This window comes from Halalkalibacter krulwichiae (genome assembly GCF_002109385.1).
Classification (GTDB): Bacteria; Bacillota; Bacilli; order Bacillales; family Bacillaceae_D; genus Halalkalibacter; species Halalkalibacter krulwichiae.
In genome coordinates, this window is the sequence record NZ_CP020814.1 from 1,565,854 (window position 1) to 1,583,849 (window position 17,996).

12 protein-coding genes, 2 pseudogenes and 1 riboswitch are annotated in these 17,996 nt (G+C 37.6%); of the genes and pseudogenes, 11 read left to right on the forward strand and 3 right to left on the reverse strand.

What is annotated here, in order from left to right; translation table 11 throughout:
• Positions 1-69: 69 nt before the first annotated feature.
• From BkAM31D_RS08005 to BkAM31D_RS08040, 8 genes and pseudogenes are all read left to right on the forward strand, one after another.
• Positions 70-1,292: pseudogene (locus BkAM31D_RS08005) on the forward strand (TRAP transporter large permease).
• A gap of 65 nt (positions 1,293-1,357) precedes the next feature.
• Positions 1,358-2,425: a TRAP transporter substrate-binding protein gene (locus BkAM31D_RS08010; protein ID WP_066152180.1), complete on the forward strand. Its 1,068-nt coding sequence runs from the start codon at positions 1,358-1,360 to the stop codon at positions 2,423-2,425.
• A 97-nt stretch (positions 2,426-2,522) separates the two neighbouring features.
• On the forward strand, positions 2,523-3,791 hold the full coding sequence (locus tag BkAM31D_RS24945) for a cytochrome P450 (protein WP_169801093.1): 1,269 nt from the start codon (positions 2,523-2,525) through the stop codon (positions 3,789-3,791).
• 149 nt (positions 3,792-3,940) lie between these two features.
• Positions 3,941-6,151: a helix-turn-helix domain-containing protein gene (locus BkAM31D_RS08020; RefSeq protein WP_066152177.1), complete on the forward strand. Its 2,211-nt coding sequence runs from the start codon at positions 3,941-3,943 to the stop codon at positions 6,149-6,151.
• 747 nt (positions 6,152-6,898) lie between these two features.
• A complete protein-coding gene (locus BkAM31D_RS08025; protein ID WP_235820364.1) occupies positions 6,899-8,314 on the forward strand; it encodes an LVIVD repeat-containing protein in 1,416 nt (471 codons plus the stop codon).
• Between the two features lie 401 nt (positions 8,315-8,715).
• Positions 8,716-10,788, forward strand: coding sequence for a 3-hydroxyacyl-CoA dehydrogenase/enoyl-CoA hydratase family protein (locus tag BkAM31D_RS08030; protein WP_066152172.1), 2,073 nt, complete (start codon positions 8,716-8,718; stop codon positions 10,786-10,788).
• Positions 10,785-11,984 carry a thiolase family protein gene (locus BkAM31D_RS08035; protein WP_235820362.1) on the forward strand — a complete coding sequence of 400 codons (1,200 nt, stop codon included), beginning with the start codon at positions 10,785-10,787 and terminating at the stop codon, positions 11,982-11,984. Before BkAM31D_RS08030 ends, BkAM31D_RS08035 begins: the two co-directional genes overlap by 4 nt.
• Before the next feature lie 113 nt (positions 11,985-12,097).
• On the forward strand, positions 12,098-13,672 hold the full coding sequence (locus tag BkAM31D_RS08040) for a long-chain-fatty-acid--CoA ligase (RefSeq protein WP_066152169.1): 1,575 nt from the start codon (positions 12,098-12,100) through the stop codon (positions 13,670-13,672).
• A 126-nt stretch (positions 13,673-13,798) separates the two neighbouring features.
• Here BkAM31D_RS08040 and BkAM31D_RS08045 read toward each other — a convergent pair.
• The 3 genes and pseudogenes from BkAM31D_RS08045 to BkAM31D_RS08055 all read right to left on the reverse strand — a co-directional run bounded on the left by BkAM31D_RS08045 (position 13,799) and on the right by BkAM31D_RS08055 (position 16,516).
• Positions 13,799-15,139 (reverse strand): annotated as a pseudogene (locus BkAM31D_RS08045) (TrkH family potassium uptake protein).
• A gap of 2 nt (positions 15,140-15,141) precedes the next feature.
• Entirely contained in the window at positions 15,142-15,807 is a 666-nt protein-coding gene (locus BkAM31D_RS08050) for a potassium channel family protein (protein ID WP_066152166.1), read from the reverse strand.
• A 63-nt stretch (positions 15,808-15,870) separates the two neighbouring features.
• Positions 15,871-16,013, reverse strand: a riboswitch (cyclic di-AMP (ydaO/yuaA leader).
• A 119-nt stretch (positions 16,014-16,132) separates the two neighbouring features.
• Positions 16,133-16,516, reverse strand: coding sequence for a hypothetical protein (locus tag BkAM31D_RS08055; protein WP_066152163.1), 384 nt, complete (start codon positions 16,514-16,516; stop codon positions 16,133-16,135).
• 154 nt (positions 16,517-16,670) lie between these two features.
• Between BkAM31D_RS08055 and BkAM31D_RS23920 the strand changes: the two genes are divergently transcribed.
• Genes BkAM31D_RS23920 through BkAM31D_RS08065 form a run of 3 tightly spaced genes read left to right on the forward strand, consistent with a single transcriptional unit; the run spans position 16,671 to position 17,986 of the window.
• Positions 16,671-16,844, forward strand: a complete 174-nt coding sequence (locus BkAM31D_RS23920; protein ID WP_169801092.1) for a hypothetical protein — start codon at positions 16,671-16,673, stop codon at positions 16,842-16,844.
• 55 nt (positions 16,845-16,899) lie between these two features.
• Complete coding sequence (locus tag BkAM31D_RS08060) at positions 16,900-17,328, forward strand: hypothetical protein (RefSeq protein WP_066152160.1); 429 nt, start codon at positions 16,900-16,902, stop codon at positions 17,326-17,328.
• 16 nt (positions 17,329-17,344) lie between these two features.
• A complete protein-coding gene (locus tag BkAM31D_RS08065; protein WP_066152157.1) occupies positions 17,345-17,986 on the forward strand; it encodes a hypothetical protein in 642 nt (213 codons plus the stop codon).
• Positions 17,987-17,996 lie beyond the last annotated feature (10 nt).

A 17,996-nucleotide genomic window follows, 5' to 3' on the forward strand; every position in this document is an offset into this window, starting at 1 on the left:
ACAGTCGGTATACTTTGTATGATTGCTTTCCTCTTAATGATGATAATCGGTGTGCCTGTTGGGATTGCGATGACTCTAACTGGGTTTGTAGGGTTTGGGTATATCGTTTCAATGACAGCATCGATAGGGAAGGTTGCTTTAATTCCATTTACGACAATTACTGATTATAACTTTGCTGTAATCCCTGCCTTTATTTTGATGGCTCAAATATTTGGAGTAGCTGGGTTCGGTGCCAAATTATATGAACTGTGTGAGAAATTATTAGGCTATCACCGTGGTGGGCTCGCATTAGCAACTGTAGTTGCGTCAGCTGTATTTGCAGCTATTAGTTCTTCAACAATTGCAACTGTTGTTACGATTGGAGTCATTGCTATTCCGGAAATGATGAGGCGTAAATACGATCCAGGTTTAGCAGGTGCCTCGGTTGCGGCAGCGGGGGCCTAGGGATTTTAATACCTCCTAGTGCTATTTTAATTCTTTATGCGTTAATGACAGAGCAATCTATTCGTGCTTTATTCGTAGCTGGTATTGTACCAGGAATGATACTTGCAATTGCTTACGTCGTAACAATAGCAATTATTTGTAGAATGAATCCTGAGTTAGCCCCAGGTACAGGAGAAAAATATTCGTTTAAAGAAAAATTGAAAGCGCTAGCAGGAACTTGGGAAGTTATAGCAATCATTATTTTGTCAATCGGCGGACTTACTTGGGGCTGGTTTACTCCAACAGAAGCAGGAGCAGTAGGTGCGGCTGGTGCCATCTTAATTGCAATTGCAAGAAAAAAGCTGACATGGGAGAAATTGATGCAATCTCTTAAGGGGACAGCAGCAAATAGTGGGATGGTTGGGCTCATTATGATTGGGGCATTTACATTTAACTATTTTGTAGCTGTAACGACAATTCCTCAAAATATCGTAGAAACGATCGGAGGAATTCAAGCCTCACCAATCATGATTATGCTAATTATTTCATTTATGTATTTGATATTAGGGATGTTTATGGACTCATTATCTATGCTTTTATTGACAGTGCCGTTTATGTTCCCTGTAGTAATCGCATTAGGATTTGACCCGCTTTGGTTTGGTATTTACATTGTTTTAGTTATGGAAATGGCTGTTATTACACCTCCGGTTGGAATAAACGTATATGCAACAGCTGGACTTTTTAAATGGCTCACTTTAGAAAAAGTCTTTCGTCGAGTTACTCCATTCGTATTAGCTCAGATTGTTGTTATTTTAATTTTATTGTTCTTCCCAGAAGTAGTTACTTTCTTACCAGGATTGTTGAGGTAAAGCAAAATAGGCTTCATGAAATTTAACATAAAACAATAACTCAAAATTAAAAGGGGGAAAAAAGGTTGAAGGCAAAAAAAGGGCTTCTTTCATTGGCGATTACTACGGTTTTAAGCATGGGTGTTTTGTTGGCGGGATGTGGAGATTCGACTAGTACAACTGGTTCAGATGAAGGTGCACAGGGGACGGTGGATTTGAGCTACGGCACATATATATCTTCGGGTCATTACCAAGGGAAACTTGATCAACAAATGTTTGAAAGGATTGAAGAACAAACAGAGGGTACGCTTGCTGTTAATAAGTTCTTTGATGGAACACTTGTAAATTCAAGAGAATGGTATCAAGAGGTGTTACGTGGATCAGCTGAAATTGTTCAGGCGGCAGTTGGATCGGAAAAAGATCGCTTTCCGCTAGAGTACTCTGTTGGCCTATTTAATTATGGAATTACTGATTTAGGTCATTTACTTGAGTTTACTAGAGAACTAGTAGAACAAACACCAGAATTGGCAGAAGAATACGAAGAAGTAGTGCCACTTAATAGAATGTCTGCAGGTCAATCGTGGATTCATACAGTTAGTAAGCCGGTAAGGTCTGTAGAGGATTTTAGAGGCATGAACATTAAGGTTGCAGATGAAGCATCTGTTGAATTAGTGAGAGCGCTAGGTGCTAACCCAATTAACTTACCTATCTCAGAGACATATAGTGCGCTTGAGAAAGGGACAATTGATGGAGTCGTCACAGGGGCTGATCCTCTTAGAACCTTTAATTTTGCTGAAGTAACAAAGTATAGTACTCGCTTACCTTATGCAACTCCATGGCAAAATTCAAAAATGATGAATAAGGAAGTATTTAACAACTTGTCATCAGAACAACAAAAAGTATTAATTGAGAATGCTAGATGGTGGGAAGAACAGTTAATTGTTGAATTAGAAAAAGAAGTTCAAGCAGGAGTAGATCTGGCTATTGAAGAGGGGAACGAAATAATCGACCTTTCTGAGGATGTTACCAATGAGATCCTAGCGGTTATGGAGGAAAATGCAAAGGCTGCTGCAGAGGCACTCGATGCAAAAGGTTTGAATGGAACAGAGTTATTTAATAATGCTCGGTTAATCGCTGACAAATTTACTGACTAAGCAGGCCCTTTGAGAAATCAACCTTTTGGAATAAGAAAACCTTAATAATAGGTTTTCTTATTCTTATCAACTATATTTTAGGAGATGAACTGCTTACATGAACAATCAAAATAATACTAGTCAACAAAAGTGTCCTTTTCATCAAGGAACTATAGATTTAAGTCTAGATAGTCAAGATAAGTTGGATGAACGGCTAACCAATGACTTTGATCCAACCAAAAAAGAGACCTTTACAAGTGCTCATGAAGAATATAAAGAGTTAAGGCAAAGATGCCCAGTCGCTTATAGTGAAGCTTATGATGGCTTTTGGGCGTTGTTGAAATATGAGGATATAGTTAATGTTTTAAAAGATCCGAACACTTATGTGACTTCAGTTCAAAATGTAGTACCTAAAGTTTCAACAACAGGAAGAAGGCCGCCATTACACTTGGATCCGCCTGAGCATACTCCGTATCGGAGAACGTTAGATCCGTTTTTTACGGATGAAAAAATGAACGAAATTGAGCCAGTTATTAGAAAAACAACAATAGACCTCCTTCAACCGTTTATTAATTCAGGAGGTGGAGATATATGCACGGAATTTTCGCATCAACTTCCTGGTTATGTGTTTGCACAGTTTTTTAATTTGCCAACTGAATTAGGAATGAAAATCCGTGAAGTTACAAAATTATATGTAAAAGCTTTGAATGAGGTGGATAAACCAACCATTCAAGAAAAAAGTTTAGAGTTATATGATATAGCTAGAATGATCATTCAGATGAGAAAAGAAGCACCATTGGACCCTACAACTGACATAACGAGTGCATTTTTAGCAAGAAAATACAAAGGAGAACCATTACCTGATGAACTCATTTTAGGTACAATCCGTCAGTTAATTGTTGTCGGAATGATTGCACCTGTAGTTTTCATTGGCAGTATGTCTGTTCATTTAGCTGAAAACCAAGATGTTCAGGAGTTACTTCGGAATGATCCAAGTCTAATTCCAGCTGCTATAGAGGAATATTTGCGGCTATTTACTCCTTATCGAGGTTTTGCACGAACGTCTAAACATGATGTGGAAATAAGAGGACGTAAGATTAAGAAAGATGAACCGATCGCAGTTGTCTTTGCATCAGCTAATCGAGATGAAGAGGTATTTCCGAATGCCGATAAGTTTATATTGAATCGTCCTAATATTAAGAAACATGTTGCTTTTGGAATGGGACCCCATCAATGTCCAGGTGCACCACTTGCTAGGTTAATATTGAATATAACACTTAAGGAATTACTAGTACGTACGAAGAAATTAGAACTTGATGGTGAAGTAATAATGACGCGTTTTCCAGAATGGGGGCCAGTTTCCGTACCTTTAAAGGTTGTAAATTAAGTTATAACTAGAAGTCTATTCTATAGACTTCTAGTTTTTTTTATGAGTATAGGTAGGCGTTGTTCTAAAATGTAAAAATAAGTCGGAATTTGATATGTTATAATACTTATTATTCATAGTTTCTTTTGTCTTGAGAAAGGGGATCGGTAATGGAGCTTACCAAACGGGAAAAACTATTACAACGACTTGAAAACCATTTGAGAATGACAGCTCGCCAACTTGTAAAGTTTGATACAGAAGAAGAAACATTACAATTCTTAATCGATTCTTTTCGCTCAGAGTTAAAATGTGATTTTGTTGGAATTGTGCGCAAGGAAGACCATTTATTCACTTCGAAAGTGTGGAGTGGCAGTGGAACGACGATCATTGATCATTTTCCATTGAAAGTAAATGAATGTTCTCCTACTTTACTGAATAAGAGTTTGGCGTTTTTTAAGGTTGATGAACATACGAAATGTAACTTTACGAAACTTTTAATAGATAAAAAGATCTCCACTTGGTTCACTGTACCAATACGAGATGGTAGCGAAAATTATGGCTTTTGCATTATTGGCTTTTTAAATTTTGTTCCTTTGTTAGAAGAGATGGATGAAGTGTTTGTTGAATTTGGGAAGGATGTAGCAGTAGCTCTATCTTTGTCGAAAAGAAAAGAATGGCAAAAGCAAAAGTTTAAAGGGATGGAATGGATTAGTCACAGTCTTTCGATCGACAATTCCATCGATCAAGTAGTAGAAAAGGTTGTAGAAGGTGCAGGGAAAGGAACAGATGCGACATTCGCCTGTATTTACTTGTATAACGAAAAGGAAAATTGCTTTGTTTTTCAGCCGCCGGCCTTTGGAACAGAGAAAGAAGCGATGAATATTTCGGTAGAGGGTAATTATGTACTTAAAAAATACTTTCCATATTTGGAAACACCAGGTGGGCAGCAGCTTACGATTCCTTTAGTAATGGATTTGAAAACGATCGGTGTTTTGCATGTAGAAAACAAAGAAACTGGTGTTTTCACAAAAGAAGATTGCGAAATTTTGGAATTATTATCTAGCCATGTTGCAACGATGATTGAAAATGCACGTTTATACAAAAATGAAATAGATCATAAGCAACGTCTTCATAACTTATTGGACTATCAACAATCTCTCGTCAAAGAAACGGTAGAAAGAGATAATTTTGATGGAATTACTGCGACACTAAGTGAGCTTTTCTCAAGATCGGTTATATTATTTGACCGATTTATGAGGCCGATCGCCTATCAATTATTTGATTTGAACGAAGATGACTTGCAATCGTTAATAGAGCTTGCGACATTAGAAGTATTTCAAAAGAAACATCGTGAACTCTTTTTTTCCGTTGATGAGGGCAAAAAAGTTGGAGTTTGGCCAGTTGATGGTGGCGGAGAAATATTAGGATATTTGGCAATTGATAGTACAAATGAACGGATTGATGACTTTTATCGTTTAAGCATTGATTTGGCTCGTAATATTTCATCGATTCAATTCATTAAGCAAAAACTTGTTTTAGATGCGAAAGAGCACGTGAAGGATAGTTTTATTAATAAGTTACTTGTGAAAGAAATAGAAGACGAGGAAAGCATTATCCAATATGCAAATTTATTTAATTGGAATTTATTTAATGAACATCGTGTCGCGGTCCTATCGATTCATTTAGATGAGCAGGGTCAACAAATAATGAATATTCTAGAAAAACAAGCAAAGATTACTTCGCTTTGGGATCAAATAAAAACGAGACTGCTCATGTACGACAAAGAGATCATAATTGCTGGTAAAGGTGACGAGTACATCTTGCTTGTTCCTGCTGATAGAGAAGGGAAGAACGCGAAGGTATTCTGGTCAAAGTTATACGAAGAATTATCAAAATTGTTGAAATTACAAGGTGATTCAAGCCAACTATATTTAGGAATAGGCGGGAAAACGGATACGTTGAAAGACTATTATGTTGGCTATCAGCAAGCTGTGCAAGCGCTTAATGTTGTCTCACGCCGGTTTTCAGACATTGGATTTGCAGTATTCGATGAATTAGGTTCGTATACTGTCTTGCATCATTTAAAAGACAGTGAAGTGGCAATGTTATTTATTCATAAGCAGCTCGAGGCTTTGTTGCAATATTCTGAAGGGAAAAGCATGGACTTGTTCCGGACATTAAGAGTCTATCTCTCGCATAATGGTAGTATCAAAGATACATCTGAAGAACTCTTTATACATAGAAGTTCACTTCTATATCGTTTGGAGAAGATTCAAAATCTTCTTCATGTTAATCTTGATTCTTCAGAAGACCGATTTGATTTAATGATGGCTTACAAACTTTATGATTTATATTACACAAATACAATGAAGAAGTCATGACATCTCAAGCTTGCTGTTAAATTAAAGGTGGCAATCGCCCCGTTGACAATAAGGCCGTCTTGTTACTTCCACGAATCTTCTAAGAAAGAATTTTTTTCAAAATCAATTGTTGCTTAGGGTGTGTCCTAAAGGTCAGAAAAAGGCCTTGTGGGACACACCCTTTTTGTTTCAGATACCAAAAGAGGAATCTCTCCCTGTAGAGACTACTAAATTAACGAATTAAATTTTGAGACTGCCAATTACACTTGATAGAACAATAATCACACCTAATAAGTCCTGGTTAAACTAATTACATATCTAACCAAAAGACATTTTCTTCGAATATCGAAATTCTCTCACGAAAAATCGAACTCGATCATTGCTATTTTCCATATGCAATCTATGGAATTCGTGAGATAGGTTAAATGACTGTTTCTTTTGTCGCAATTATTGTAAGAAAATAGTTAATTTATTTGTATGAATATTATTGCCCGTTAAACTAGTTAAAAATGAAGGCGAATGTGTGGTTAGACCTAATTTCTGATCGGGAAAATCGGTCAAAAATACTAGTTGATAAAAAGTCGAGTATGTTATTTAGCTTATCTAAGTTTTTTAGTTAGAAAGGCAGAAGCTTTATTTTATAGGTCATTTTATCCATTGTAAACCCAATGAACCATTTATGGACAGTTAATTCAGAGTAGTCAAAAAATGGATTTTTCCCTATAATTCCGATTGTATAGAACAATAACAATATCTGGAGGGATCTATTTGAAAAAGCGAAATCTACTTATTACAACAGCATTAGTTGGGACAATGACATTGGGAGGAATTGCACCGACGACTTTTGCCCATGATGCTCTTGGCTCAGATATTAACAAAGGCGAACGTCACGTATTCAATTTAGAAGAAATCGAGAGGTTAACAGCGAGCTTTAAAGATGGTTCGAAAAATGTGTCGAATTTCAGAGAGGCGGCAGCTGTCCAAATCAGTGAACTAAACGGTGTACAAAACAATACAGCTGATGTATACGCACATAAAGGTTATGCTTATTTAGGAACGCATACGGCAGCAGGTGGCAATGGGGGAGTTCGTGTTTTTGATTTACAAAACCCATCCAATCCAGTTGAAGTGGCCGTATTCGCGGATGATATTCCACATACATGGCAAGAAAAGGTGATTGTGAAATCAGTCAATACCCCTCATTTTAAAGGAGATCTTGCAGCAGTTAGTATCCAGCAAACTTCTCGTAACAATGTGAACCGTCCGGACAGTAAAGGAGGCGTACTATTATATGATGTGACAGATCCAACCAATCCACAGAAGCTAGGTTTCTATGAATTAGATCGTCGCATTACAGGAACGCATGAGCTCTATTTAACAACACAAGGTAACCGTGCACTTGTGTTAACGTCGAGTCCATATGCAGATTATTATACACATGGGGAAGATCAAGATTTTCAAATCATAGATGTGACAGATCCAACTAACCCTGATAAATTATGGGGCTGGGATCCACGCGAGCTTGAAGAAGTAGCCGAAGATTTCAATGGTTACCACTGGAATTCCCCAGATGGAAAAACTAGACCGGTCTTCAATCACAGTGTCATTACCGATAATAATGCTCAGCATGCTTATGTTTCGATGTGGGATTTAGGAACGGTCATTTTTGATATTAAAGACCCTGAAAACCCAGTATACTTAGGAAGAACAGATTACAGGGATGATCAAAAAGGAGCCGCTCACTCTGCTGCGCTTGCTAAAGGGGGTACGGTGTTAATTGAGACTCGTGAAGTAGCCAACCCTATTGGTGACGGTTATGAGAGTGCTTATGGTTATACGCGTATTTTTGATATTAAAGATAAGTCCAACCCTGTTTTGCTAAGTGAATTCACAACAGATCTTACGTATGATATTCCAGATAGCGGAAATGTAAGCACGTTCGCTAAAACAGTTCATGATCCTAAAGTACACGGCAACACATTGTATTTATCTTATTACTCTGGCGGGGTAGTGATGGTCGATATTACCGACCCAGCGAACCCTACTCAAATTGGTCAATATACTCCGGAGCAAGCCGATGTATGGGGTGTGTTTGTAGATCGTAACTATATCCTAGCATCTGATATGGGGCAAGGATTGAAAGTGTTAACTCGCGGACAACAAGGAAATGGGAATGGCCGCTAATCTAACAGAATTGGTTTCATATAATATCTACAATAAATAGATTGTTTGTCAGGTGGCTTAAGGGTTACGATTAACCCTTAAGCCACCTTTTTAACATCTGTAGCTGTTTAGTATATACAGATTTTATCATTCCTCTCAGTCCCTACTTTTTTGTTCTTCAATCATAATGAGAACTGATCGTACTTTTATCAACAATATGTAGAAAAAGCGAATCGATTTTCCTATATAGTGTACGTATCGTTTGCGAAACACTCCTTTTAAAATAAGAGTAAGGTTAATTCTTAAGACCTTTCGTATTATTTTGAGAGGGCTTACAAAGGTGATGAAAAAGACATAAATTGTAGTAGAAATTTAAATATCGAATGTTATTGTCAATTTAATGTAGGAAGGAAGCGAGAGTTATGACAAAGTCTTTTAAAGTTGGGGTTGTAGGAGCAGGAAATATGGGCTCTGGAATTGCACAAAAAATGGCGCAAGAAGGACTAGACGTTACGTTAGTCGATGTTACAGAAGAACAAGTTGAAAGAGGACTTGGAATTATTAAAAAGACTCTATCAGAGGGAGTCGAACGTGGTATCTTTAGTGAGGAGCAAGTAAGTGAAACACTGAATCGAATTCACGCAACACCATCCTATGAAGCTTTAAAGGATGCAGATCTTGTAGTAGAAGCTGTCTTTGAAGACTTAAATGTTAAAGGGAATTTATTTCAAAAGCTTGATCAAATTTGTGAGGAGAAAACAATTCTTGCAACAAACACATCAAGCTTATATGTTAAGGATATAGCGGAATTCACGAATCGGCCTGAAAAAGTGATTGGAATGCACTATTTCTATCACCCAGCAAAAAATAGATTAGTAGAGGTTATTCCACATCAAGAAACGAGTGAAGAGACGATTGAGACAACACTCTTAATTGGAAAGCTTCATAATAAAACGTGTATTGTCGTAAAAGACTCACCAGGATTTGCTGTTAATCGTTATTTTGTTCCGTTTTTAAATGAATCGGTTCATTTATTGGAAGATGGAATCGCAAATATTCCAACGATTGATGCTGCAGCGAAGCAAGGATTTGACATTGGAATGGGACCGTTTGAATTAATGAATGTAACAGGAGTTCCAATTGCTGAGCACTCGTGCACGTATTTAGCAAAGGAAATTAGTGAGTTCTATGCACCAAGTGACTTACTTAAAAAGCAAACAGAATTAAGAGAAAACTGGGATCTAAGTGGTGACATTGATGAAAGCAAGTTTGCAGAAATTAACCGTCATCTCTATGCAACGGTTTTTGGTGTCGCTGGCGCACAAGTTGACGAAGGTGTAGCAAGTGTTGAAGATACTGATCGCGGGGCAAAGATTGGATTGAAATGGAAGTTCGGACCGTTTGAATTGATTAATAAAATTGGTGTGAAAGAAGCATATGAAATGGTGCAAGAACTAGATTCCAAGCGATCAGGTTTTCATGTGCCAAACGTATTAAAAGAACATGCCAAACTAGATCAACCTTTTGAATTCAATTACATTGACCTTGAAATAAAAAATGCAATTGCTTACATTACGATCAATCGTCCAGAGGCGATGAATGCACTTAATCCAGTCGTAGTAGAACAATTGGAGCAAGCTTTTGATCAAGCTGAAAAGAAGCCTGAAGTGAAAGGGATTGCAATTCAAGGGGCTGGAAAGGCATTTGTTGCAGGAGCTGATATTAATTTCTTTATTGATTGCATTCAAACAAATCAAATTGAAAAAAATGTCGCGTTTACACGTAAAGGACATGAATTATTTAGAAGGTTTGAAACGTCTGATAAAGTAACGATTGCTGTATTAGATGGTCTTTCACTCGGTGGGGGAAGTGAATTAGCGTTATCTTGTCAAGCGATTGTTGCCACACAACAAGGGTCAATGGCCTTTCCTGAAAGCGGTCTAGGAATTTATCCAGGGCTAGGTGGAATGCTTCGAATTAATAAGCATGTAGGAAAAGAATTAGCTAAGTATTTTGTTCTAACTGGAAGACCGTTACCAGCAACAGTGGCGAAAGATTTAGGGATTGTGACTGAACTTACCGATATGGAAAGAATAGAAGCGTCGATTGAGAAGCTAGTTGAAAATGGGAAAAAAGATAAATATGCTAGTAGAGAGATTCCAGCGTCATATAATGAAATCGTAGACACATTTAATGAAGAAAATGTACAAAAAATGTTGAATGGTGAGCAACCTCTAGGTGTAAGTGATAAGGTTGCAGAGAAAATGACGAAAGTTCTTTCATATAAAGGACCGATAGCGCTAGAGACGATCAATGATCTTATTAATCAACAATCTGAATTAACGATTGATGAGGGCATTGAGCTTGAATTAAGCTATTTAGTGAAAACCTTTGAAACGGATGAAGCTTTAACTGGATTAAGTGCCTCTATGCAAGGACAGCGTCCGGTCTTTAAAAAAGCTGAAGTAGAGGTAGGAGGGAAGCAAACACAATGAGTATGTTTCACAAAGCATATATCCCATATGGAGGCTATTATTCTACTCCTTTTGTTAAGTGGCAAGGTTTATTACAAAATGAGAATTCAATCGAATTAGGGGCCAAAAGCAGTAAGAAATGGTTTGAATCTAGAAACATTAATCCTAATGAAGAATTAGATTATGTATATTTAGGTGTAACAGTTGGACAAAAAAGTGTCTTCTATGGTGCTTCATGGGCAGCTACGATGATGGGGGCTCCAGATATTCCGGGACAGACGCTTATGCATGCTTGTGCGACATCAACCACTTCTATATTCAACGCAGCAACAGCGGTTGAAGTTGGAAATGTCAATACAGCCTATTGCTTGTTAACGGATCGTTGTTCGAATGGTCCGCACACGATATGGCCGAACCCTAAAGGGCCTGGAGGGCAGGTTATTTCTGAAAATTGGAACTTAGATAACATGTCGGCGGATCCATCAACTGGTATTGGGATGTTAATGACGGCAGAAAAAGTAGCGAAGGAACATGGATTTACAAAGGAGCAAGCGGATGAACTGATTTTCCGAAGATATGAACAATATGCTGATGCGTTAAAAGATGACCGTTCTTTCCAAAAGCGTTATATGCAGCCAGTTGAAGTTGCGCTATCAAAGCGAGAAACAGTCCTGATTGAAACAGACGGAGGAGTAACAGAAACGTCAAGAGAAGCCCTACAGCGATTAAAGCCGACTACAGAAAATGGCATTGTTTCATTTGGAGGTCAGACTCATCCAGCTGATGGGAATGTCGGCGTGATCGTAACATCACAAGACAATGCTAGACGTCTCAGTACGGATTCAAGTATTCCGATTCAAGTGATTTCTTACGGGTATGCAAGAGCGGAGAAAGCAACTATGCCAGTAGCTCCTGTACCAGCCGTTCGAATGGCACTTGAACGAGCTGGAATTACAATTGATCAAGTGACAACAATTAAAAATCATAGTCCATTCATTGTCAATGATATGTACTTTGCTAAAGAGCTTGGCATTGATCCAATGACCTTTAATAATTATGGAACTTCTCTAGTATTCGGCCACCCACAAGCACCAACGGTTGGACGCTTATTAATTGAAGCGATTGAAGAAACGGTTGAAAAGGGTGGCGGTTACGCATTAGCAACGGGCTGTGCAGCAGGTGACAATGGTGCGGCAATCCTCGTTAAGGTTGGGTAACATTCACGTATGATTTAATCTGAACAGTTTTTTAATTGTCTTACTCCAGCTCTCTCTTTAACCGGAGAGAGCAAAGTCTTGTAGCTAGCTTTGAATTGGAAGGAGAATGTGCAGTGAATTACGATCTATCACTACCTGAAGTATTAGAAGAAGCATATCAAAAACATCCTGATAAAGAAGCAATTTATGATGGGCTTTCACGATTATCGTACAGACAACTATATGAGGATGTACAATTATTAACGTCTGGATTATCGCAAATAGGCATTAAAAAAGGCGACCGAGTGATAGCCTCACTGCCAAACTGGAATGAGTTTGTCACGATTTATTTTAGTTTAGCAAGTCTTGGAGCCATCTTAGTACCTTGCAATACTCGCTATCGCACCGAAGAATTAGAATATATTCTCGAGGATTGTGGAGCGAAAGTGGCCTTCATATCGGAAGATTCAGGCCACATAGATACACTAAATCATTATTTGAAAACATCAACAAACGGAAAAACACTTGAACACATTATTACCGTGCGCTTCAAGAAAGATGGCCATACGTCATTTGCTGAGCTATTAGACTTAGGTCAAAAAAGCCAAGTACAAGCGGCTACCATCAACCCAGTTGAAGATGTTTTTTCGATTTTATATACATCAGGCACAACTGGAAAACCTAAAGGAGCAATGTTAACTCATAAAAACGTTGTTCATACAGCGAAAATCTCTGCAGAATACATGGAGTGTAGTAGCGAAGATGTCTTTTTAGTGGCTGTTCCGGCTTTTCACGTATTTGGAATGGTGCCAGGGATCATGTCGGCGATCTCAGTTGCTGGAAAAATTGTCTTCATGGAGCAGTTTAAAGCGGAAAAAGCCTTGAAACTAATTGAACAAGAAAAAATATCGGTTCATCACGGAGTACCAACGATGTTTATTCTTGAATTAAATCATGCAGAATTTAAAAATGTAGATTTATCTTCCCTGCGTACTGGTATTATTGCAGCTGCACCGTGTCCTGAAGAAATTGTAAAGAAAATTCGGACCGACATGGGGTGTGATGTTGTTGTTTCATACGGCTTAACAGAATCTTCAGCTGGGGTAACGATGACGAGCTTCGATGACGATGACGCGGTTCGCTCGGAGACGGTTGGAAAAGTAATGCCAGGAGCAGAAGCGAAAGTGGTCGATAGCAATCGACAAGAAGTGGCTACTAATGAAGTTGGGGAATTGGCGATTAAGAGTTTTGGAGTAATGAAAGGATATTACCAATTACCGGAGAAAACAAGTGAAGCGATCGATCACGAAGGCTGGTTTTACACAGGAGATTTAGCGACCATTGATGAAAGGGGTTACATTCGGATTGTTGGCCGGAAGAAAGAAATGATTATCCGGGGCGGCTATAATATATATCCTCGAGAAATTGAAGAGATTTTTTACGCACATCCAAGTGTCTTAGAAGTCGCCGTTATTGGCTTACCAGATACTGTTTTAGGGGAAGTTACTTGTGCGGCAATCAAGTTAAAGCCAAATCAACAGGAAGACGAAACTTCGATGAAAGAATATATAAAAGGAAAGATAGCGAACTATAAAATTCCTGATCATTTCATTTTCTTAGAAGAACTTCCGATGACTGGAAGCGGGAAAATTAAAAAGATGGCGTTAGAATCGGAAGTGAGAGAGAAGTTAAAGGCATCATTGCGCTAGAAAATAATTAAAGATCATACATGATAGTCTTATATAATAAGGGCAGAGATTTGCAAATCTCTGCCCTTATTCATATGGAAATAACCAACTGATTGAGAGGAGGAAGGTGTTAAATACGATGTATTATTAGCCTGTAAATACTTCTCCATCAGGGTAACGAATATTCGATTTTTGAGCTCTTGCTAAAGAGAAAGCTAATGTTAAAGGCCCAATTCGACCAATAAACATTAAGACAATAATGATTTGCTTTCCTAAAGGAGACTATTCACTTGTTAAGCCCATCGATAATCCAACTGTCCCAAAGGCAGAAAAGGCTTCAAAGACAATCATGAGAAAGGGAGCATTCTCCGTTATGGAAAGGGCAAAGATTGCTAAAAATACGGCTAATAAACTAGTAACAACAATTGCCAATGAACGAATAATCATTTGATTTTTAATGGTACGCTCAAATACAACTGTTTCGGTTCGACCTTTTAAAAAAGTAATCACTGCCATAACAATGACAATAAATGTTGTTAACTTAATCCCACTACCGGTTGAAGCACTTCCAGCCCCTATAAACATAAGCAACAACATCAACACAATAGATCCAGTTGTCATACTGCCAATATCGATTGTGTTAAAACCTGCTGTTCGCGGAGTTACAGCTTGAAAGTACGATGCCCAAATCTTATCACCAAAATTAAATGCCCCTAAAGTAGCTGGATTTGAATATTCGAGTGTAAAGAGGATTAGCATGGCGACTACGTTGATTACTAACGTCCCAACAAGCATTAACTTTGTATGGAGTGACAGCTGGTGAAATCTTTTAGTATGCCATAGATCTGATAAAACCGTAAATCCAATTCCCCCAGTAATAAATAATAACGTAATGACCATATTTACAACCGGATCTCCAACATAACTCATTAAGCTGTCAGACCATAACGAAAAGCCTGCGTTATTAAATGCAGAAATCGCATGAAAAACACTCGTATAAATGCCATAGGCCCAACCTAATTCAGGTACCCAACGTATTGAAAGTAAGATAACGGCAATCAATTCGATTAATATAGCAAATATAAATAATATCTTAACTAGTCGAATCACTCCACCAATAGAGGTTTGGTTAAGAGCTTCTTGCACTAACATTCGTTCCTTCAAACCAATTTTCTTGCCTAGTACAATGACAATTAACACAGCAAAAGTCATTAATCCAAGCCCTCCAATTTGCATGAGGACCATGATTACGATTTGGCCAAAAACGGTAAACGCAGTCCCTGTATCAAGGACAACAAGACCTGTAACGGTTGTAGCCGAAGCAGCTGTAAATAAAGCGTCAATCCATGTAATTGGTTCCGTTGTAGCATATGGAATTTTTAAAAAGATTGTCCCAACCAAAATAGCAATAAGAAAACTTATTGCTAATGTTTGTGGGGGAGACATGCTTATTCGTCTTTTTAAGATGCTTTTTCTACGGGAAGACATGATTAAATTCCATCTTCTTCAAAGCGTTTTAAGTCTCTCTTGTGACCAATGACAATAAGGACATCTTCTTGATAAATCAATTCATCTGGCATAGGAGAAACATTAATGTCCTCCCCCCGCTTAATAGCTAAAATGGTGCAACCATATTTAGCACGGATATCTAAATTTACAATTGTTTTGTTATGCACTTTCTTGGTTGCGAGTAGTTCGACAATGCTATATTCCTCTGATAGTTCAATATAGTCTACGATTTTATCTGAGGTTAAGTGCTGCGCAATTCTCACGCCCATATCATGCTCTGGATGGATAATGCGGTCCGCTCCAATCTTTTCTAGTACTTTATGATGATAAGCATTTTGAGCTTTTACCCAGACCTTTTCAACATTCATTTCCTTTAACACTAATGTGGTTAAAATGCTAGATTGGATATTGTCACCGATCGCAACAATAACATATTCAAAATTACGAATCCCAAGAGACTGTAACGCTTTTTCATCAGTAGAATCTGCAATGACAGAGTGAGTGGAATGCCGTGCAAATTCATTTACTTTTTCCTCTCTAATATCAATTGCTAATACTTGATGACCCATACTATATAATTCTTTACAAACACTGCCTCCAAATCGACCTAAGCCGATAACAGCAAATTGTTTCTTTTGTTCTGCCAACTTTCTCCACCTCTTTTTTGCAAAATAAAATAGACCATCACTAAGAATGGTCTATAAAGGACCCTTCTCTCCAAAAAACGCTGACGAGGTTAGCTGTCGGATTAGGGACTGAGAGTATCCCCTCTTACTAAGTAAGATTCACCCCAAGATGGATTTTATCCATCAAAGTGGTTCCCCCGCTCATAATGATTAAGCGACTAAGGTTTTCTATATTGTTTTTATATAGAGAATTTACTCCTCTTTAAATAGATAGTCAATAAAAAATTACAATCGTGGCACTAAAATATGCGAAAAAGGCTTCTGTCCAAGGTTGCGAACAGGATGTTTACCCTTCAACGATCGCAAGGTATCGGATTAATTCTCCATTTGACTCAACGATTAAGATATCTTTTCGTTCTTTAACGGAATAGATCTTTGCACCGATAGGGAGTTTATTTGACATTTCATCCAAAAAGTTCGTATGAGTATCGGTTTTGCTTTTTATTTCACCAATTTGGACATCTGTTGTTAAAGATAATGTTTCTATCCAGTCAATATCTGTCTTGTAAATAATTCCATCATACTGAAAGATATCGGCATCTGGTTCTAAAGTTAACACTTCTTTAGCGTTAATCGAATCAATTACAGTAAACTCTTCATGATTTGTGCAACCTGAAATGGGAATTAAAACTAATATTAATAAACTTATAAAGCACTTTTGAGCATGCATCTGAAATCCCCCTTTATATTTAGACGAGTATTCTTTATCGAAAGTTTCTTTTCTGTTAGCTTCAATGGATAAGAAGGATTCAAGCAATTTCCCATAAAAGTGGAAAAACATGTTATGGTTATAAAGGAAGGAAAACAACCGGGGGAGGTTCGAAATGAGGTTTATTTTTGGAATTCCAATTCTTTTGTTTGGGAGTTTTTTACTTTCATTAACCGTATCTTCATTTGGAAATGTAGGAAATGCAATCATGAATGTAATAGGGTTTGTTTTTCTGATGGCTGGTGCTCTCATTATTAGCCGGAGAAAAGTAAAGGAACATTCCTCTTAAGTGTTTCTATATTCATGTGAAGAAACTTTTAATGGTCAAGTAAAGGAGAGATTGGGTGAATAAATACTGGCCACTCATAAACGTTTATTCAATATCGTTGTCGATTTTATGGCTCCTATATGTTATGGGCATTTATCCATATGGTTACGATTATCATTTGACTGCTGATAATGCTTTAGAAGTGGAGAAGGGAATCATAAATCCAGTAACGTTCTTTATTGAAGCAGGTGATCGTAACATCATTTCAATTATGGTTAGTATAAATTCATTCATCAATAATTGGTTAAAGCTACTACTTTTGATCCCACTATTTGTTGCAGGGGTATTTGGTTTTTTCAAGGCTGGGTTAAGAGGGGATGTAAGGCTCCGTACATATGCAATCATTTATCTGATTTTGTTACTAGTTGTATTAAGTACAAGCATTGTTATATTTCAGAATCAAAATGAAGAGATTTTAAGTTTGTTGATTGATAGTATGCCGTGAATGGGAGGAAAACATTTTGGTTATAAAGAAATTTCCATGGTTTATCATTATATTAGTATTAGTTGCTTGCAATAATGAGGATGAAACAATCGAGCAGCAGGAATTAAGAGAAAAGTTAATAGAAGTGAATCAATTAGGTGTCATGGGAGAGCTGAATAAGGCGGATATTGATGTTGCGATAAGTGAAGCTTCTCAATTAGATTTACAAGGGGTCGATCGAAAATGGTTTATTTTATTTCATTTACTATATACGACTAATGGAATCGAAGCTGACACTGAGAAGGTTTACGAGGACAGTCAGTTAAGGATCCTTTATGAGCAGACTTGGCAAGAGTTGGCATTAGAAAGATATGGTGTCCAGTTAGAAGAGGAAAAGTTGCAAGAAATACTGGAGACGAGTTTACGTCCTTTAAAAGAAAGTGTGCTTACTTCTGAAGAAGAGCAAGAGGATGGTGTTCATCACTATTTTGCAGAAGCGTTGGGATACAGTCTAGATGAGTATTTTTATATGTATACGATACATGTCTATGAAAGAAGGGCGATCAGTGAGACGTTGTATCCGTTGTTAGAGAGGGAATATAACCTTGCTGATGAGCATGATGTTAGCCTTCAATACCGTATGGAAGTGATTGAGGAAATTGTAGAGACTATCGTTTAAGCAATATCAC

Coding starts and splice junctions, on each gene's coding strand:
- BkAM31D_RS08020 (WP_066152177.1), top strand. CDS start 3,941: ATGGAGCTTACCAAACGGGAAAAACTATTACAACGACTTGAAAACCAT.
- BkAM31D_RS08055 (WP_066152163.1), bottom strand. CDS start 16,516: ATGCATGCTCAAAAGTGCTTTATAAGTTTATTAATATTAGTTTTAATT.
- BkAM31D_RS23920 (WP_169801092.1), top strand. CDS start 16,671: ATGAGGTTTATTTTTGGAATTCCAATTCTTTTGTTTGGGAGTTTTTTA.
- BkAM31D_RS08035 (WP_235820362.1), top strand. CDS start 10,785: ATGAGTATGTTTCACAAAGCATATATCCCATATGGAGGCTATTATTCT.
- BkAM31D_RS24945 (WP_169801093.1), top strand. CDS start 2,523: ATGAACAATCAAAATAATACTAGTCAACAAAAGTGTCCTTTTCATCAA.
- BkAM31D_RS08030 (WP_066152172.1), top strand. CDS start 8,716: ATGACAAAGTCTTTTAAAGTTGGGGTTGTAGGAGCAGGAAATATGGGC.